Raw genomic sequence first — 18,278 nt, forward strand, 5'->3', positions numbered from 1 at the left:
AAACGATTTTGGATTGATAATCATGGCACTATTTTTACTTTTTATTCTTATTGCTGGGCTGATAGTTTTTTACGTAATTTTACGCAAAAAAAACATGCACACCTGGATTTCCAGCTATATCTATCGCCGATATATCGTTAAACCGAAAGTTAATGATACCGTTCACATCATGTTTGCATTTGTCGATCACTACGAACCGCAGTGGGGCAAACCAAACAGTGTTGAAATTGAACGTCAGCGTGTTGACCGCTGGATGAAAGACTATCCCATTCTCGCAGACAAACATAAAGACAGTGATGGCCTACCACCAACACATGGTTTCTTTTATCCCGAAGAAGAATATCGAGAAGAACACCTTAAAAAGATCACCAACCTGTGTGCGGATGGGTATGGGGAAATCGAAATACATCTTCACCACGATAACGATACCAGTGACAATCTGCGAAAAACGCTTTTGCGTTTTATCGACACCTTAAAAACCAAGCATGATGCGGTACCAGTAAACAAGCACACACAAAAACACGAGTATTCGTTTATTCATGGCAACTGGTGTCTGGACAACTCACGCGCCGATGGCCGATGGTGCGGTGTGAATGATGAAATAGTCATTTTAAAAGAAACCGGATGTTACGCAGACTTAACACTTCCATCGGCACCCAGCGATACACAAACTAAGAAAGTAAATTCCATATATTACGCTACCGACAATCCAACTAAACCCAAGAGTCACAATACCGGAGTTGACGTGGAAGTAGGTAAAGAAGCGTCAGGGGATTTGATGATTATCCAGGGGCCTCTGGCATTAAACTGGAAAAAGAGAAAACTGGGCGTGATGCCAACTATTGAAAATTCCGATATTCGCGCCAGTTTCCCACCGACGAAAGACCGGGTTGACCTGTGGGTAGATCAACACATTCATGTTAAAGGTAAACCTGAGTGGATATTTATTAAAATTCACACGCATGGAACGCAAGACGGGGATATGGATACGTTGCTGGGTAAACCGGTAGACGATATGTATAGCTATCTGGAAGAGAAATATAACGATGGGGAAAAATACGCTCTGCACTATGTTAGCGCTCGCGAGATGTATAACATTATCAAAGCAGCTGAAGCAGGAGAAAAGGGCAACCCCAACGCTTACAGAGATTACATATTAACCAAACCAGAATACAAGCAGACGGTTTAATCTATTTATCTTTCAGGGTTCCTTTAAGGGAACCCTATTTCTCCATTTCGCTAACTTGTACGGCTTTATCTCCAGGGCATTCCTCAGAAAGCTTTAGCAGTTTGAACTTTTACGCACACGCCTTATATTTACGATCAAAATAATCAGAGAGAAACCCTACTTTACGTGTCAGATTCCTCATAACAGCATAATCATTCGCTTCAAAGCAGTTAGTAACAATAATTAACGGCACAAAGAGCGCAACGTAAACAAAGCCGCCTAAAACAAACATAAACGGCAAATCAATCGTGTTGGCAAGTATGTAGGATGCTGCTGCACTGAACCCACCAATCACAGTTACCTTGGTAATTTTGCTCCAGCTCGGCCATGCATTCAATTTATTGTAGGTATAAAACATCAGGAACAAGGTAATCCCCACGTTCACAATACAATTGGCCACTATCGCACCAAGCAATCCGAAGAATTTAATCAGGAAGAAGTCCATTAACAAGCTTGCACCCAGGCCCCACAGTGTAATCTTCAACAAAAAAGATTGGCGATCGGAACTCATTAAGTAGGCATTGATGGATTCACGGAAGTTCTTAAATATAGCAACCAGAATAAAAACTCTAAACACCCACGCTGCATGAGCGTAGCCCTCACCATAGAGAAGGGCAACGACATCTTCCGCAAACACTGCCAAAGGAAACGACACCAATATGGAAAGGATATAGATATAACGCGTTGACTGTTTCACCGCTATCCCAGGGGTTCCCTTGGGGTCAGCCACCGAACGAGCAATAATCGGTAACAAAACTGAGCTGTATACACCCGGAACCAACATCATTGCAGCACCTGCCAGGACGTATCCGATGTTAAAAAATGCAATGGATTCGTTGTCAGCAAAGTGCTTAAGAAAAAACAGTTCGGACTGGCCCACCACAATAAACCCCAGTACCGAGTTAATACTGACCACCTTTAAATGGTGATTAATTCGTTTTAGCGGGAGGTCATTATATTTACCCTGCTTTACCTGGGTGAACTCATCCTGGTGAATACGATAGGCATAGATATAGGATATTAACCAATACAACACACAGACAATAAAATAGATGTAAATAAAAGTTGCCAGGCTTGATCCAACAAAATACGCGACGAGTACCAACGCCAAATTAGCGGGGGAGACCACCATTACCGTGTAGGCAAGATAATCAAAACGCTCAAAGCCTTTGTAAACTCCCACGCGGAACATATGGTAGCTTTTTAGTACCACCGCAAAGGCAACCACAAAAGCCAGCTGGGCATGCTCCTTATCCACGATCCACTCAGGATGAACAAGTAGAATCAAACATGTAACAGAAATGACAATAATAACTTTTGTCAGCTGCACCCGCCGGAAATACCCGTATAGGGCTGTAAATAAATTCGCCTGTTTTGTCGCGCGTATCTCGGAGAAAAATTTGATCGCACCCGTATTAATTCCAGCATTAGCAAGAACTACCAGCAGAGCTGCCAACCAGATTAGATAGCTGTATACACCATAAAGCTCCGGCCCCAAGGTTCTCGCAATCAAGATCGAGATAATCAGCCCCAAAAAATACTCAAGGTATATATTTATCGAGGAATAGAATGTATTCCGTATGGTGGAGTGAGCCATGTTTATAGAAGTATCCTTGTAGCCAAATAGATCAACACTAAGCTACCCATGCAGCTGGTTGCTATGTACATTTTATAGTGCCCAAACAACGTATGTGCTTCTGTTTTTATTAAACGACCAAATTCCTTTTTTGGCGCCTCTGTGGCTCTGTAATATGTTCCGATTGCCAAACCGGCAAACAGATACAAAATCGGGGTGTAAGAGCGACTAAGGAAGAAAGCGGTCACAACATAGCCAAGCATTGAAAAAGTAAAACATTTCGCAATCATGACATTGGTTTCACTACGATCACATTTTACATGACGACCTACTTTATCGTGCCAAATTGTTAACAAAAGCAGCACTGTTATAAATAAGAAAGCAAACCACAAAAAGTAGCCAAGAAGGCCCAACTCAGAAAACACCAGTACAAATGAGTTGTGCGCCGTTAAATAATGGTGATCCGTAAATTGGCCGTAACCAACGCCAAATAGGGGGCTGCCCTTTAACATTTGGAAACCATCATACCAAGCCTCCAACCGACCCTCTGCGGATTCTTCATCGGCATCAATCGCTCTGAACATCGACATAACTATTAATGCCGCAGGCAGAGCAGGAACAGCCGCAATCATGGATTTTTTTACACCAAACTTCAGCACACCCCAAAACGCCAACAGGCTCATTGTCCCCAGTAATGCACCCCGCGAGTTGGTTAGATACACCCCCCAGGTAATCATCATCGCCGCGCCGAGGAATGCATACTTGAAAATATTTTTCGTCGATTTATATAAATACATGGCAATGGGCAGTGTCATCACCAGATACATACCCAAATCGTTAGGATCGTTAATAATTCCTAGATAGGTGATACGCGTGCCCTGCGACAATTGAACCCCCGCCCAACCAAATCCGTTTTCGGACGCTTTCTGGCTCATGCCCTGATGCACCATGATGCAGGCCGCTATCACCATAAAAATCATGGCAATTCGCTGCTTTGTGGTGGAGTTAATACCGTTGGATACAATAATCATCGGTAACACAGCCGTGGTCAGAAACTTTTGTGCATTGGTGATACCACCACCTAGCCACCTGTTCCACACTGCAGAAAGGAAAATGACCAACACCAGACCAAACAATATCTTAATCTGGGGCGCATCAAATCTTCGGTCTTTTTGCGCCATCATCGATATGGCGGCAACCAGCAAAGCCACCATCACAACAGGCAACCCCTGCAATGGCGGCCAGAATTCTTGTGGACGAACTAATACGAAAAGTAAGTAAAACAGTAAGCTTACAAATGCCACGAGTTTATCCCAAAACGTCAGTGATTAGTGGGGGGTTTGATAGGCGCACAATTCGGCAAACGCTATTTGAGCCTTAAATTGATCAAAGCTGGTGTAGTGCTCAACATGAAGCCGTTTTAGACCCAAACGCTCCATGTTGGCAATTGGGTTCACACCAGACACATAAGAACAACCGATTGTGTAACCCATTAACTCCGACATTTTTTTAACGCGAGTGTCGAATGACTCGATACCACCCACAGGGTAGGCAATTGAACAGCATTCTACATGAGTATGGGCTTCAATAGTTCTTTTCGATTCTTCCAGCTCATGTTTTAACTGATCACCTTCCAATCGTGTCAGTATCGGATGCGTAACCGTATGAGAGCCGAACTCAATACCGTAATCGGACATTTCTTTCACCATCTCCCAGGTCAACATCTTATTTTTTGTATCAGAATGGGTATTGATAGGTAATTGATCGCATACACGGTGATATAGGATTTCCCGTTCATTGTTCGGAACCTGCTTCAGAATACGCAGAATCCGTCCGAGCAATTTGGTGCAAGAACCAGTTTCATCGCCGATGGGAACATTTTCGAAGTAAGGTATGAGAGTTAGACGCCTATCCAGATTCGACTTTAAATGAAAAGCCAACTTATCGGTCCACAAATAATCCTCGGTATTAATGTATCCGCTGGAAATAAACATAGTGGCGCTGACATTGTATTTTTTGAGAATTGGAAAAGCCTTAAAGTAGAGGTCATCAAATCCGTCGTCAAATGTAATGACAATAGTTTCTTTACCATTGTCTGATATAGGGTTTAGAACCGCGTCACGTAAGGTTTTTACGTTGAAATGCTTTGTCAGGTATGCGACCTGCCGTTCAAATTGCGCAGAATTTGCGCTGATTAATTCAGTATCATAAGGGTAGGTTTTTAGATCAACATCCAAAATACGGTGATACGCCAGTATCTTCAGAGATGGATTAAACTGGTTGGCAAAGGCACCTAGCTTATCAAGGCCGAAGAGCGAAATAACTTTGCACAATAATTCTCTTTTAGACATCGCCCTATATTATCCTTTTTATTCGGTCGATGATTTTCCTTTCTACTTTGCTTGCGTTTTTTTGCAACTGATTAGCAAAACAAAATACATCGAACATTTCCGTCTTATGGGCATCGTATTTTTCTTTGTAAGAAGTCAATCCACCTTTCATAAAATCATAATATTGCAAACCCTGCTGAATACAATACTCAATGGCTAAAGCATGGGCAGCAACACCATAAGGCAATCCTTTTGACTCCATATACACCCCAGATTGATAAAAATAGAAGGTATCTTTAAATACATACCCGTATATTGCTGCCCGTGGAGTATCGTTTTCCGTGATTTTCAGTATAAACGGCTGAGCTTCTTTCTCATTATGGCTACTCGTAATGAGTGCCATGTGAAACCGATTAAAAATATCTTGCGTAAATGCTCCCTCTTTACCATCCTTTTGCCACCTATCCTCGTGCAGTTGTTTTAGATCCTGGTAAAAATGCTGGAAGTCCTCGGCCGAACCCGCAATTTGAATCGTAATCTCTTCGCTACTTTTGACTTTTTTGAAAGCCCGTCGAAGCTGATAGCGAAAGTTTTTTGAGATGAGCTGATCAAAAAAACTATCAACATCCGTCGGTAGTTTTATGCAGTAGCGATATCCAAGTAAGCGGCTGTCGATACAATTGTGTTCCTGTGCCTGATCAACAATCTGGAACAAAGCGCTACCTTTCACCATATTCTTTAGATAAATATAGCGCATTCCTGACATCCACTGCTTTAGTTCGGCATAAAACAGTGGCTTCATTTCTTCAAAAGACACCGAATCGTCAATAAGAATATCGGGGTACTCGCTGGCAACCTCGGCCTCTTCATCCTCACCATACCCTATTGGTTGTAGGACGGAAAACAAACCAAGGCGCTGATAATAAGCGGGAAAAGCAGCGATCAGTTTATTATCTTGATAGCAAAGCAGAACATGTAGTCGATGACTTTCCTGATGATAATATTGCAGCCAGTGGCATAACCAAGCCCACGAAGTAAATAGGGAGGCCGAACTACAACGCTGAACCAAGTCCTGCCATTGACCAGCGATTTCCAGAAACTCGGCTTTATTAGAAAGTACTGTTAGCCTATATTTTTCGCTATCCATCGTATACCGCTCTCTGGTTTCTAGCTTACAGTAAACCGAGTTTCACCCTAAACACTTAAAAGAGCCGGTATCTAACCGACAAGGAAATCGTCGTTTGATCATAATCCCGCTGCTGGACAGGAGCATCGCCCACAGCAATTTCATCATCGTTTTTACGTTTTGCGTAAGAAACAGCAATATCTCCGACCAGGTTGGAGGAAAATTCATAACTCGTGCCAAGCGTGACTTCGTAGGTATGATCAATACCGAACTCCACTTGATCAATAAATTCTGTCTTCTGATAACTTAAGTCGAGATCCGTGGACCAGACTTCCGATAAGGCATACTCAATCCCTATATCCGCTCCCGTTCGATCACTATCGCGTAGATCTGTTTCAAAATCTTCACGGTCGAAGGAGATGCCCATATTAAAACTACCATTGCCATCAAAAATATCGCGGTCAAACTGAACTTCCAGACGCTCGCGCTCCACCACATCGGAAGAAGTGAAGTTGGTGTCACCGTTGCTCAGGTTACCAGTAAAACCCGTGCTGATACTTAACCCCAACGAAGAGTCGGTCAGCGCCTTAGTGGCAGCAAAGGTAAAGTTACCCTCAGGGGTAATAATAAAAGCATTAGCCCCCAGGAAAGTACCTTCGGTTTTGGAGCCACTTGCACGCTCAATACTATTGATCCCATAGGAAAAGGAGGCTTCACCGTATTTAAGAATTCGGGTTACACCAATCTGGAAGTTTTCGCTATCGAATGTCAAATCCCGATCCACACCTGTATCAAACGTCCCAACTTCATACACATCGGAATAGGTTCCCCCAAGAAAAACCTGGGTCAGGGGGGATATGCTGCGTCGGAAAAAAGCAGAATAGTTGTAACGTTTACTGGTTCCATCAGTCTGGGGTGTTAAAGGCTCGTCCTCACCATCAACAAGTTGCCTGGGCTCGTTTTGATCTGAATCCACCTGCACATAGGAAGCACTTAATACGACATTCGTTTCCCCAAGCCCCAAAAACAGCTCAGGTCCCGTCTCAAAGATTCCCCGACTTATGTTCGTATCGTCATTCTCAGCAAGTAAAGGCGTGGTAATGGCTTCTTCCCGGTTATACGACGTTAACCACGTGAGACGCTTTGGCATCAAAAACAAGTCAAGATTCAAATTACCCGTCACATCAGAGTTATCCTCTAATGTGTCATTTTCGTAATCCACATAGTTGAAAAGGGCATCGGTGGAAAACGCCAGCCAATTACTGTCATATGAATGAATAAAGCCGAAATTTACTGTTCGTTGCAGCTCATCAACTGATTCGGGCTGATTAACATTTGCATTATCCAGCCATTCCAGGGAAAACCCTATAGATGCATCTGTTTCGGTGGGATTGCCCTGACCGACAGGCACTTGCGCATGAGCCCCAGTCGAGATAACCAAGGAAGAAAGAATTAAGATGCCACTCCCCAAGTGGGCGGGTTTTGAGATCGACACGATTATCGTTTTCACTCCTAGTTGGTTATTCAGTACACCTTAAGCACAGCTGTGAGCCCAAAGCTTAGACTGAATGTATAACGACTTTGTGGATTACGCAGGTGAAACCGCATTCCCTGGTAGTTTTGGTGTTTAGCTGTTCACTCAAAGAATAATTCTTCTGTTGGCGCAGATAATCCTATATGTAGATTTTTCCGTCAACAAGAGGGATCAGACCCACCTTTAAATCAAAGGCAGATATCTTAATCGACTGGGTCATTAGATGGGAGACTTTCTGGAAATATTGGCCCAACTAATGTTGCGAAAGGTCAATATACCAAGTTTGTGAATACTCACTTTTTTGATTGTTGTTATCAATTGCTGCTACACGGAAGTAGTAAGCACTTGGATAGAGGCCTGCGACATCAAAATCGAGTATCGTGCGGTCATGGATAGTAATGGATGTTGCCGTGTCAGAATCTTTCTGCCAATACTGTAATTCGTAACTCTGAATCTCGTTGTAAGGCAGGTTGTCGCCATTCTCTCGAGTTGTCGGAGCCTCCCATGAAACATTTACTTCGTAATCTGCCTCAGGTTTAGCGGCAATCAACCCGCTTCCATCACCTCCGCAGGACGTCAGCACGGCAGCAATAGGGCTACACGTCATAACTCGGCGCAATGCTTTAAGTTCTCTTGACAACATATTGATATGACTAAAAATAATTATTCAAGAAGCTATTCTTTGGTTCCGGGCCCAAAAGGGCAACCTTCATTCAGTGACACTTTGTAAACTCGTGAACCAGTTTGCGCCTTTTGCACAAATTGTCGCTTTAATTTTTCCAGGACTATTCACACTGGTGTAACTGTGCTGCTTCGGTAGAAAATGGGGAAGATTTGACTACAAAAGAGTCTGTCCGCGTAACCCAACAAACGACACGTTTTCATCCGCCCTCGTCATGTTCGACTAAAATGCATTTCTCGAATGGGCGAGCAGAATAAAGAACTGCCTTAGGTAATCGTTCAATGAGCGTGAATCGGCTCTGGTAATTTCACCTGAATCCTCATAGAATCCGCGGCCATCTACAAACCCTTTAATAGAAATAGGAAAGGCATATGAAACTTGTTAAAAAAACTGCCGAGTACAGCATCTTTGAGCGTAAAGACAAACGCCATGCTGTTCGCGGTTCAAACGCAAAATGGATAAACGGTGAAGCTAAAGTTGAAATCCTTCAAAAAGAAGGTCTTTTGAAAAAGCCAGAGCCTAAACCTGCTGAGCCAGCACCGGTAGAAGATTCTCAAGAAGAAGCCGCTTCCGAAGAATAATCTCAAAAAAAGCCTAAAGCGGAAAACTTTAGGCTTTTTTATTTCCCCGAATTTTGTACTCTATCACCCGTATCACAGAATCCATCTGAGCCCCCCACTCGTAGTATTGGGCATGACTCAACTAAGCAGGTAACCATTCAAGTGAAATATCGGGGTATTACAACCTACAGGCACGACACGCCCAAACGCATTGGCGTACTGATTACCAACCTTGGCTCTCCAGACGCGCCGACCAAGCAAGCCTTAAGAACCTATTTAAAACAGTTCCTTTCCGACCCGCGCGTGATTGAGGTTCCCAAAGCCATTTGGTGGTTTATCTTAAACGGTATCATCCTAAACACCCGACCGGCTAAATCCGCCGAGGCCTACCGACAGGTCTGGACAGAGCAGGGCTCACCACTTGCGATCTACACCCAAAAACAAGCGCACCTCTTGGCAGAATCACTGCATAAGGAATACGGTGAGAACATCTGCGTTGAGTGGGCAATGCGTTACGGCAATCCATCTATCGGCTCCGCATTAGAAAAACTACAACATGACAATTGCGACAGAATTGTCGTTCTGCCACTTTATCCACAATATGCCGCAAGCGCGACAGCCTCAACATTCGATGCGATAGCGGAGGATTTTAAAACTCGTCGCTGGCTTCCCGAACTGCGCTTTGTGCAAAACTATCATGACTTTCCGCCCTATATTCAGGCGCTAAGCGCAAAGATTGCAAGTTTCTGGCAGCTTCACGGCAAACCCGACAAACTGGTCTTTTCCTACCACGGCATACCATTGCGGTATTTTCATAATGGCGACCCTTACCCTTGCCAATGCATGAAAACTGCGCGTCTGGTAGCCGAAGCACTCAATCTGCAGCAAGACGATTACCTTATTAGCTTCCAATCCCGTTTTGGTAAAGAGCCTTGGGTTCAACCCTATACCGATGAAACCCTGAAACAACTGGCAAAAGACGGTACAAAACATGTACAAGTCGTTTGCCCCGGTTTTTCATCTGACTGCCTGGAGACACTGGAAGAAATTGGAGAAGAGAACAAAGCTTATTTTATGCAGGCTGGAGGCGAAACCTTCCACTATATCCCGGCTTTAAACGACGACCACGACCATATCGAGATGTTAAAAAACCTCGTCGGAAAACATCTCTCAGGCTGGGATATATCCATAAACTCATCTGAAGAACTCAATGCTCAGCTAACACGGGTTAAACAATGTCCGTTTAATCAGAAAAACCAGTGAACATCCCCCAGAGTAACAGGGTTTACTCAGTGAACATCTTGGGATAGATAAACACACTTTGCTTTCCGGAATTGGCGCGGATATCGCGCCAATTCTCAATATCCAATATTAACTGCACATATCCACATGTCGGTATGTTTTCTATCTCTGCTTCTGCGAGGTAGTTATGTAACTCTGTAAACGCGGGGTTGTGACCAACGATAACAATACTTGATGCTTCATCTTCCAGCTCGCGAAGCCAATACACTAAATCCATATGATCAAAGGTATAGAGCTGGTCGTCAATTCGGAAAACATCACTGCCGATCGCAAGCTCTGTAAGAATCCGCTCAATAGTGGATTGTGCCCTTACCGCGGGACTACAGTACACATGGTTAAAAGCACAACCACTTTGCGCGATTTTTTCCGCCATTAGTGCACACGACGCTCGACCCCGTTTATTTAGAGGCCGATTAACATCAGGGACACCAGGATCTCGCCAGCTGGATTTTGCATGCCGAATTAAATGAAGATATTTCATCGTTCACTCCGTCGAGGTTGGACTAAGTTTCCCGGCCTTGTCACCTCTCAGGCGGAACCATTGCTCAAGCTTAGCACTAATATCAGCTTTCTAGGCTAAGCTTTACTTACTTGGTAGTAAAAAAATAAACAACTTCACGGCATCATCCATACCAGCAGAGCGTATTCATGAACTTCACCGGATACCAAGTCGACGAACAAATCGGGCACGGAGGTATGGCCACTATCTATAAAGGCCAACAACTCTCTTTACAACGCCCTGTTGCAATTAAAGTTTTACAGAAGAAACTGGTAAAGCATCAGGAAATTCGAACGCTGTTTGAACGCGAATCGTTCATTATCGCCAAGCTTGATCATCCAAATATTATTAACGTCATTGACCAGGGTATCACCAAAAACGGTCAACCCTATTTTGTAATGAATTATGTCAAAGGTGTTGACCTTGATGTTGTGATGCGTAAAGGCAATGTTCAAATGAACGCCTCGCTGGATTTATTCGCTCAAGTGGCCAAAGCGCTTTCTTATGCCCATAAGAATGGGATTGTCCACCGGGATATCAAACCTTCCAACATTTTACTTGACGGTGAAGGCACAGTTCGCATTCTCGATTTTGGTATTGCACAACTCTATCGCGATTTTGGTCAGGGTATTCCCAACGAAGATAATATGATCATGGGCACTAACTCATATCTTGCTCCCGAAATGCTGGAATCAGCAGCAAACGCAACACATAAAAGTGATATCTACTCGCTTGGTGTTGTGATGTACCAATTTTACACTGGCCAGTTACCCGGTCAGAACCCTGTCAATCCTAGGTACCTTAATTCTTCATTAAGCCCGACATTAACTGAGTTGATACTTCGTTGCCTTGCCAAAGCACCAAAAGACAGGCCTGACAATGTTGATGAAATCAAGCATTGTTTACTCACCGAACTGAAAGGAAAACACTTAAATGAAGAACAACGCAAGCGCGCTCATTCCGGAGTTAAAAAACAATTTCAACTTCTAGATATTATTAAGGAAGACCTGCATAGTAGCGTTTATCTATTTTCAGAAAAAACAACGAAAAAAGCCATCGTTATAAAAAAAGCCCCGCTGGCAGAAAAAGGCTATGAACAGGCAAAAAAACTTAGTCAGATACGACACCGAAATATAATCGATATCTATGGTACATCCAAAAATGACCGTGTTTTTATTCTCGTTATGGAATACTGCACCGGCGGCACTTTGGCAGAACGGTTAACTCGACCATTTGCACTAAATAAATTTTTATCTATTGCAACGGATGTATGCTCTGCGCTGGCTTATACACATGACAATGGATTGGTACATGGCAATCTCCGCCCATCAAATATTCTTTTTCAAGACAATGGCGTAATCAAAGTCAGTGATTTTGGTTTTATTCGCCATTATGAACAATGCTCACAAGAACAAAATTGGTATTCGATTGACAATGAGGACGCATCAGTAAGTGCGGACATATACTCGGCCGGGGTTATTTTTCACCAATTACTAACTGCAAAATTGCCGCAACGAAAACACCTGCGGTTTACTCCTGATGAAACCTTTACTAACTTGCCCGAGGGCATTCAAAGTGTTATTAAAAAAATGCTCTCTCTTGACCCACAAAAACGATTTCGCTCATTTCACGATATAAATGAAGAACTCGAACCCTTTTTGGATGACGAACAAACACTGGTTTTGGATAAAAATGCGATAGCTTTTGATTCTCTTAACACTCCTGAGGAAATAGACGAACGACAACCCACATCCAAAAATCACCCTCGATATATACTCTGGTTATCGCTTATAGCCACTTCGGTTTTTGCCACCTATTTTTACGTACAATACCCAGAGCTGATACAGAAAATAACCGAGTCATTTATTAGGCTAGTTTCTCAGTTGCAGGACTAATTCATTACTGTCCTGATCAATTTCAAACTGGAAATTACGCAGAGTATTCATACCGAGAAGTCCATCTGCCTGTCCGCCCATATCAAAGTCCATAATCGCAATTTCAATATTACTCAAATAAAAAGGACCAAGTTGCAGTTGATCAACTAAATATACATTGCCACGGGTAATGCCATTGGCGGTGTTAAAGAGACGTGTGTCCACCAATCGCACATTCAATCCATGGGAAATTTGATCAAACTTTTGGCGGGTGATTGTTGTTAATGATGCGCCGGTATCCAACACCAGATTCAATGTTTGGGATTCCAACCCAAGTGGTACAAGATAATGACTACCTCGTCTCGTTAAAGCAACCCGCTCAGACTGACGATTAACGCTTCGATTATTTGCAGGCTGATCGACACCGTTCTGACCATCCAATTTGCTAATCAAATCCTTGGCTTTGTCCCCCAAATCAATATCCGAACTCAACTCCATGAGTAATGCACGGCCATGAATATACTCACCCGCCATCAAATACACTTCCGCCAAACGAAATTTGTCCGCAGTATTTTGCCTCCCGGCAACGGCCGCATATAAATATAAATTAATTAATTCGCTCCAACGACCTCCCGAGGTGAGGTGTTCATCCACTTCCTGGAAAAACGATTCATAATTATTATTTATTTTTGTTATATCGTTAGTTCGATATGCATAAGATAAGGCCAGTTGAAACTGGTCAACCGCTTCTGTGTAATACTCTAGTTTTTGATTAAATCTCGCCAGTTTAAGCAAAACATCAATATCACTATAAAAGTCGGCCAGAAATACGTCGGTCAACTCAATAAAAGGTTCGTAGTCCGCTTTCTCAAACAAATTATCGAGGTAATTCAAAATCACTGTCTTTTTCTGAGTTGAATCCCCGGCTCCGGTATTTACGCTGGTTGCATACATACGAACCGCATCGTTGAAACGTCGGGCCAGTAGCAGCTCGTTGAGGGATTCTGCAGAATGTGGCTTATTAGCTTCGTTGGGTGTATTGACAATATCGGATTCTTTGGGGCAAGAGCAAACACTATTCTGGGCACTCTGCTCAATAGATCGGCTTTCCTGTTTCTGAGGCCATTGTTGCTCCAAGCTGGTGGGATTCACATCTTCTGTTGATTGAGAAGTGAATTCATTGGCTAGCCATCCAACCATAACGCCCAACATAATCAAGAAAACCTGCTTCATTAACTCTCACTCATATAGAAATGATATTTTCCGACAGCCCAATTCTTCGAAAATTCAGCCGATGCAACATATACTTAACTTGTCGCCAGGGTAATTAGCGTTCTCACATCATGGCAATTTCCGGTTTTAATTTATCGATCGAAGAAGTTTATTACCTTGCCCTAGGAATTTAACAGATTAAGGTTATAATGGCCCACAAAGTGGTTTCTAATAAGCAATTAAACCTCTCTTACCATCATCAGGTTATCTACAATAATCCATGCAAACTGTTTCGTGACCCAGTTGAGGTACCTAGAATTCGGGAAACGCCCTATGCGCTTGAGTAGACTCACCCTAACCACATACTTCGCACTTGGCTCCACCTGCGTTCTGGCCCAAGCACCGCTCAAGCCCGTACTGGAAGAAGTCGTCGTCACGTCGACTCGCCAGGAAGAAGCACTACAAAGCATTCCTATTTCCGTTTCCATATTATCAAACGATTATATTTCCCAGCTTAACCTGCATAATCTGGAAGAGGCCGCGGCAAGTATTCCCAATATTCAAATGTTGAATGATGCCGGCGGAACTCAGTTGTTTATTCGAGGTATTGGCTCAGGTATTAATTTCGGATTTGAGCAGTCAGTTGGGACCTTTATCGATAATGTTTACTACGGCAGAGGGCGTAGCACACGTAGCGCCTTTTTGGATATTGAACGGGTGGAGATTCTAAAAGGGCCTCAATCCACTCTGTTTGGTAAAAATACGATTGCCGGCGCGATCAACATCAGTACAGCACAACCTACTGCTATTACCGAAGGCTATGTAAATAGTTCGTACACCAGCGAAATTAACGGCAAACAAATTACCACGGTGGTAAACACCCCCATATCATCAAGCCTTCGAGTACGAGCCGCGGCGCTGTTCTATGAAGATCAAGGCTATGTAGAAAATACCGCTCCAAATGGCGAGGACGGACCACAACAGGAAGAGGGTATTGGGCGGCTCAGTCTGGCCTGGAGCGCAACTGAAGATATCGAGTTTACCTTGAAGGGGGAAGTGGGACGATATAAGGTCATCGGGCGTAACGATATGATTAGCCTCGCTAACCCGGAAGCCACAGCGATCTATCAACTCTACGGCGATCCGAATTTTACAGCTGATTTCGATTACAAGAAGGCCTCACGGGATTTACCAAACCGTCCCCAAGAGGATCTAACCCAAACTCAGAATTTGCAGCTTACGTCAGTTATTAATCTACCAAACGGCACACTTCGATCTATTACCGCCTATCAAGGCTATGATGCCGAACACATAATGGATGCGGACTACGGCCCCATCCCATTTCTCGACCGTGAACGCCATGAAGACCACCGGCAGTTAAGCCAGGAGTTTTTATTAAATGGCAGCCTTAGCCGATCAGTGGATTACTTCGCAGGCGCTTATTTTCAGCAAGGTAAGCTTGATAGCCATCAAACCACGAAATTTATGTTGTCGTCGATTCCGCTCGTCGAAAGCCGGCTCGTTGCGCTAACCGGGCTGGCCCCCGGCGTGATGGACGCAGATAACGTTACCCATTTTGATCAGGACTCCCACTCCTATTCTGCATTTGCCTCACTTACCTGGCGACCAGCAGATAAAATCCAAACAGAATTAGGTGTGCGCTACTCGAAAGAACACAAAGAAATCAGCAAATCATCTATTGTTGCGGCACCAGGCGAAACAGTGACCGACCCTGAACGCGCTTTTGCACTAAGCAGTTTCAATCCGATATCACCACTCCGTACTCCACCATTCAGCCTCGCACTTGCAAATGAATACAGCTACCAAAAAGAGCGTACTGAGGAACACTGGACCGGACATCTGAACCTGCAGTTTATTCCATCCAATCAGCATATGATGTATCTGAAACTATCCAACGGATTTAAAGCCGGCGGCTTCGACGAGGACAATGCGCTCGGCCTGGAGGAGTCTGCAGAATTCGAAGATGAAACGGTACACGCCGTCGAGCTTGGTTCCAAGTCTGTATTGGCAGATAACCGAGTCAGATTTAATGTAGCCTGGTTTTATAGCGAATATAAAGATATTCAGGCATCCACTTTTGACGGCAACTGCTGCTTTATTGTTGGTAATGCAGCAAAGTCTGAAACACAGGGTGTAGAGCTTGATATCGAAATTGCCTTAACTCAGGCGTTTACCTTAAGTTCAGCCATCGCGTATCTTGAAGCAGAATATAAGATGTTTCCAAATGCGGCCTGTAATGAAGATCAGGTTTTGGCTTGGCAAGCAGACAGCGTAAACAATCCGTCCGGCTCTAGGGCAGGGTGTAAACAGGATCTTTCCGGTAAACCATTGCAATATGCTCCCCACTGGGCGGCAAATATGCGATTGGATTACCAGACATTTGTAGCCAACAATTCGGATTTCAGGCTTGGTATCGAGGCGGTCTATACCGATGACTTCAATATTGCCAATGATCAGGATGCGTTTTTAAAACAAGAGAGCTACACCAAATATAATGCGTATTCCCGACTCACCTTTGCGGCTTGGGCATTCTCACTTATTGGCAAAAACCTGAGCAACGAAAAAACCTCAAACTGGGGCAATGATGTTCCTCTTGCGTCAATTGGGTTTAGCAAAACCTACTATCAATTTATTGAACCACCCAGAACCATTGAGTTCCAGGTGGCTTATCACTTCTAAAGCTTTACCAGAACACGGCTAAAAGGTAGCACTAAACAACAATGCCGGCTGGGCGTTCTGCAAGCCCAGCTTCAATGTTTTTCGTTTACTCTTGCGATGTTCGTCAATCAAGGTCACCGTAATAAACGATGCTAAACCCACCACCGCAGCCGCAGCACGCACATCTTCGGCATAGGTCTGATGTTCTGCGGCGTAAGTACCTGCAATAACAGCGGCAGTAGCCCCCAAAACAACCCATTGCCCAACAGACATTCCATCGGATGTGGATTCCATCTCAGCACTATCTGCAGCGAATGTAGTCGAGGATATAAAGATTAGGGTTAGACAAATCAAGTACTTCATTATGAACCTTTTATTGTTAGTAAATTGACACCTGGAGCTCAGGTTATTGTTTTAGTGAAAAAATTGGTTGTTAAGATAATGGTTGTCTTATAAAAATGCATTATCAACACCAGCCCTAGACAACGATATTATGATCAAGCATCACACATTCTATTTAAGCCGTAAATGCACCAACGTTTCTATATGTGGAGTGTGGGGAAACTGATCCAAAGGTTGAACCTCGATAATTTTATATTTGTTATCTTGGAAAAATTGAATATCTCGCACCAGAGTTGCGAGATCACAGGATATATAAAAAATATTCTCCATCTTATTCTTCTTACGCAACAATTTATTTTTACTTTTCAATCCATCTCTTGGGGGATCAAGTATCAGGGTGTCAAAATCATTACGCAGGTTGTATATTTTTTCAAAGACCTTTTCGTCAAACAGATTGGCAACCAGGCTTTTTACATTGGGTAGTTTTTTTTCACTCAATGTTTGAATTGCCTGTTGATCGCCTTCCACCGCGAGTATATGCCGATCGGCGTTTGCAATCACCTCGGTAAAATTACCTGAACCGCAGAATAACTCCAATATGGTATTACAACCACTGGTATCGGCTTTTTCGGTCAACCATTCACGCATTCGAATATTCTGCCTGGAGTTACCCTGTTGGAAGGGTAGCCGTTTGTTGACACTGACATTTTCAAAATCGGTGTTTTCATCAATATCCAGTGTTAGCCATTTTTCCCTTTTGGCCGGCACCCAATTAGGGTTCGGCAATTTACGAATTAATTGCTCCAGGGTTTTTCGATTGGCAGGCGACAGAATCAGGCAATCCTGAATTGCAGCGATCTGGTTTGTTCCTTCGGCAACAAAGCCCAACTCCACACCATCAGTTTTAAACTGCGCCCGGTTACGGTACCCCAGTGGCTCTGCCGCCCATATGGGTTGTACTTTATCTTCCGCACCCAGGCGTTCAAAGTAATCTGTGACTCGTTTTTGCTTGGCCACGAGTTGTTGTTGATAGTCAACAAACATCCAAGGGCAACCGCCACACTCATGTTTAGTAAAACCATGATGAGCGCAAGGCGGTTCACACCGTGCAAGGCTCGGCATAATCACTTCCACCAGTTGGCCAATAAATGCCCTTCCTTTTTTGCCAACAATCTTTATCCGACAGGTTTCTCCCGTCCAGACACCGGGAACAAACACCACTGCACCCGATTCATGCGGCGCAATACCCCGTCCATCACTCGCAATATCGCGAATAACCGCCTCAAATATCAAACCCACTTTTGCCATGACAATACCGCTATACACTCACTCAG

Annotated in this window: 15 protein-coding genes; 5 read left to right on the forward strand and 10 right to left on the reverse strand. The window is 43.7% G+C overall.

The features are described from left to right. The first annotated feature begins 22 nt into the window (after nt 1–22). The gene (locus tag P5V12_RS19075) at nt 23–1,189 is read left to right on the forward strand and encodes a hypothetical protein (RefSeq protein ID WP_316954668.1); all 1,167 of its coding nucleotides are present in this window, start codon (nt 23–25) and stop codon (nt 1,187–1,189) included. A gap of 109 nt (nt 1,190–1,298) precedes the next feature. Here the strand turns inward: P5V12_RS19075 and P5V12_RS19080 are convergent, their stop codons facing one another. The 6 genes from P5V12_RS19080 to P5V12_RS19105 form a co-directional block, all read right to left on the reverse strand. Beyond that, entirely contained in the window at nt 1,299–2,825 is a 1,527-nt protein-coding gene (locus P5V12_RS19080) for an oligosaccharide flippase family protein (RefSeq protein ID WP_316954669.1), read from the reverse strand. Nucleotides 2,826–2,827: 2 nt separating this feature from the next. After that, entirely contained in the window at nt 2,828–4,108 is a 1,281-nt protein-coding gene (locus P5V12_RS19085) for an O-antigen ligase family protein (RefSeq protein ID WP_316954670.1), read from the reverse strand. Between the two features lie 24 nt (nt 4,109–4,132). Next, nucleotides 4,133–5,155, reverse strand: coding sequence for a polysaccharide deacetylase family protein (locus P5V12_RS19090; protein WP_316954671.1), 1,023 nt, complete (start codon nt 5,153–5,155; stop codon nt 4,133–4,135). 4 nt (nt 5,156–5,159) lie between these two features. Continuing rightward, nucleotides 5,160–6,281 (reverse strand): GNAT family N-acetyltransferase, encoded by a 1,122-nt coding sequence (locus tag P5V12_RS19095; protein ID WP_316954672.1) that lies wholly within the window; start codon nt 6,279–6,281, stop codon nt 5,160–5,162. A gap of 55 nt (nt 6,282–6,336) precedes the next feature. After that, the gene (locus P5V12_RS19100; protein WP_316954673.1) at nt 6,337–7,755 is read right to left on the reverse strand and encodes a hypothetical protein; all 1,419 of its coding nucleotides are present in this window, start codon (nt 7,753–7,755) and stop codon (nt 6,337–6,339) included. Between the two features lie 292 nt (nt 7,756–8,047). Continuing rightward, nucleotides 8,048–8,437, reverse strand: a complete 390-nt coding sequence (locus P5V12_RS19105; protein ID WP_316954674.1) for a fibronectin type III domain-containing protein — start codon at nt 8,435–8,437, stop codon at nt 8,048–8,050. A 410-nt stretch (nt 8,438–8,847) separates the two neighbouring features. Here P5V12_RS19105 and P5V12_RS19110 point away from each other — a divergent pair, with 410 nt between their 5' ends. Continuing rightward, nucleotides 8,848–9,057: a hypothetical protein gene (locus P5V12_RS19110; protein ID WP_316954675.1), complete on the forward strand. Its 210-nt coding sequence runs from the start codon at nt 8,848–8,850 to the stop codon at nt 9,055–9,057. Nucleotides 9,058–9,198: 141 nt separating this feature from the next. Then, nucleotides 9,199–10,299 (forward strand): ferrochelatase, encoded by a 1,101-nt coding sequence (hemH, locus tag P5V12_RS19115; protein ID WP_316954676.1) that lies wholly within the window; start codon nt 9,199–9,201, stop codon nt 10,297–10,299. Between the two features lie 22 nt (nt 10,300–10,321). Here hemH and P5V12_RS19120 read toward each other — a convergent pair whose 3' ends face one another. Beyond that, complete coding sequence (locus tag P5V12_RS19120) at nt 10,322–10,819, reverse strand: SixA phosphatase family protein (RefSeq protein ID WP_316954677.1); 498 nt, start codon at nt 10,817–10,819, stop codon at nt 10,322–10,324. Between the two features lie 167 nt (nt 10,820–10,986). Between P5V12_RS19120 and P5V12_RS19125 the strand changes: the two genes are divergently transcribed. Continuing rightward, nucleotides 10,987–12,732, forward strand: a complete 1,746-nt coding sequence (locus P5V12_RS19125) for a serine/threonine-protein kinase (protein WP_316954678.1) — start codon at nt 10,987–10,989, stop codon at nt 12,730–12,732. Here P5V12_RS19125 and P5V12_RS19130 read toward each other — a convergent pair. Next, nucleotides 12,709–13,944 (reverse strand): retropepsin-like aspartic protease, encoded by a 1,236-nt coding sequence (locus P5V12_RS19130; RefSeq protein ID WP_316954679.1) that lies wholly within the window; start codon nt 13,942–13,944, stop codon nt 12,709–12,711. The genes P5V12_RS19125 and P5V12_RS19130 overlap by 24 nt on opposite strands. A gap of 312 nt (nt 13,945–14,256) precedes the next feature. Between P5V12_RS19130 and P5V12_RS19135 the strand changes: the two genes are divergently transcribed. After that, nucleotides 14,257–16,623, forward strand: coding sequence for a TonB-dependent receptor (locus tag P5V12_RS19135; protein WP_316954680.1), 2,367 nt, complete (start codon nt 14,257–14,259; stop codon nt 16,621–16,623). A gap of 18 nt (nt 16,624–16,641) precedes the next feature. Here the strand turns inward: P5V12_RS19135 and P5V12_RS19140 are convergent, their stop codons facing one another. Both P5V12_RS19140 and P5V12_RS19145 read right to left on the reverse strand, forming a co-directional pair. Further along, a complete protein-coding gene (locus P5V12_RS19140) occupies nt 16,642–16,965 on the reverse strand; it encodes a hypothetical protein (protein ID WP_316954681.1) in 324 nt (107 codons plus the stop codon). A 150-nt stretch (nt 16,966–17,115) separates the two neighbouring features. After that, nucleotides 17,116–18,252 (reverse strand): class I SAM-dependent RNA methyltransferase, encoded by a 1,137-nt coding sequence (locus P5V12_RS19145; protein WP_316954682.1) that lies wholly within the window; start codon nt 18,250–18,252, stop codon nt 17,116–17,118. Between the last annotated feature and the right edge of the window lie 26 nt (nt 18,253–18,278).

Source organism: Teredinibacter sp. KSP-S5-2, from assembly GCF_032773895.1.
Lineage (GTDB): Bacteria > Pseudomonadota > Gammaproteobacteria > Pseudomonadales > Cellvibrionaceae.

Coding starts and splice junctions, on each gene's coding strand:
- P5V12_RS19090 (WP_316954671.1), bottom strand. CDS start 5,155: ATGTCTAAAAGAGAATTATTGTGCAAAGTTATTTCGCTCTTCGGCCTT.
- P5V12_RS19140 (WP_316954681.1), bottom strand. CDS start 16,965: ATGAAGTACTTGATTTGTCTAACCCTAATCTTTATATCCTCGACTACA.
- P5V12_RS19135 (WP_316954680.1), top strand. CDS start 14,257: ATGCGCTTGAGTAGACTCACCCTAACCACATACTTCGCACTTGGCTCC.
- P5V12_RS19080 (WP_316954669.1), bottom strand. CDS start 2,825: ATGGCTCACTCCACCATACGGAATACATTCTATTCCTCGATAAATATA.
- P5V12_RS19120 (WP_316954677.1), bottom strand. CDS start 10,819: ATGAAATATCTTCATTTAATTCGGCATGCAAAATCCAGCTGGCGAGAT.
- P5V12_RS19110 (WP_316954675.1), top strand. CDS start 8,848: ATGAAACTTGTTAAAAAAACTGCCGAGTACAGCATCTTTGAGCGTAAA.
- P5V12_RS19125 (WP_316954678.1), top strand. CDS start 10,987: ATGAACTTCACCGGATACCAAGTCGACGAACAAATCGGGCACGGAGGT.
- P5V12_RS19145 (WP_316954682.1), bottom strand. CDS start 18,252: ATGGCAAAAGTGGGTTTGATATTTGAGGCGGTTATTCGCGATATTGCG.
- P5V12_RS19105 (WP_316954674.1), bottom strand. CDS start 8,437: ATGTTGTCAAGAGAACTTAAAGCATTGCGCCGAGTTATGACGTGTAGC.
- P5V12_RS19095 (WP_316954672.1), bottom strand. CDS start 6,281: ATGGATAGCGAAAAATATAGGCTAACAGTACTTTCTAATAAAGCCGAG.
- P5V12_RS19075 (WP_316954668.1), top strand. CDS start 23: ATGGCACTATTTTTACTTTTTATTCTTATTGCTGGGCTGATAGTTTTT.
- P5V12_RS19130 (WP_316954679.1), bottom strand. CDS start 13,944: ATGAAGCAGGTTTTCTTGATTATGTTGGGCGTTATGGTTGGATGGCTA.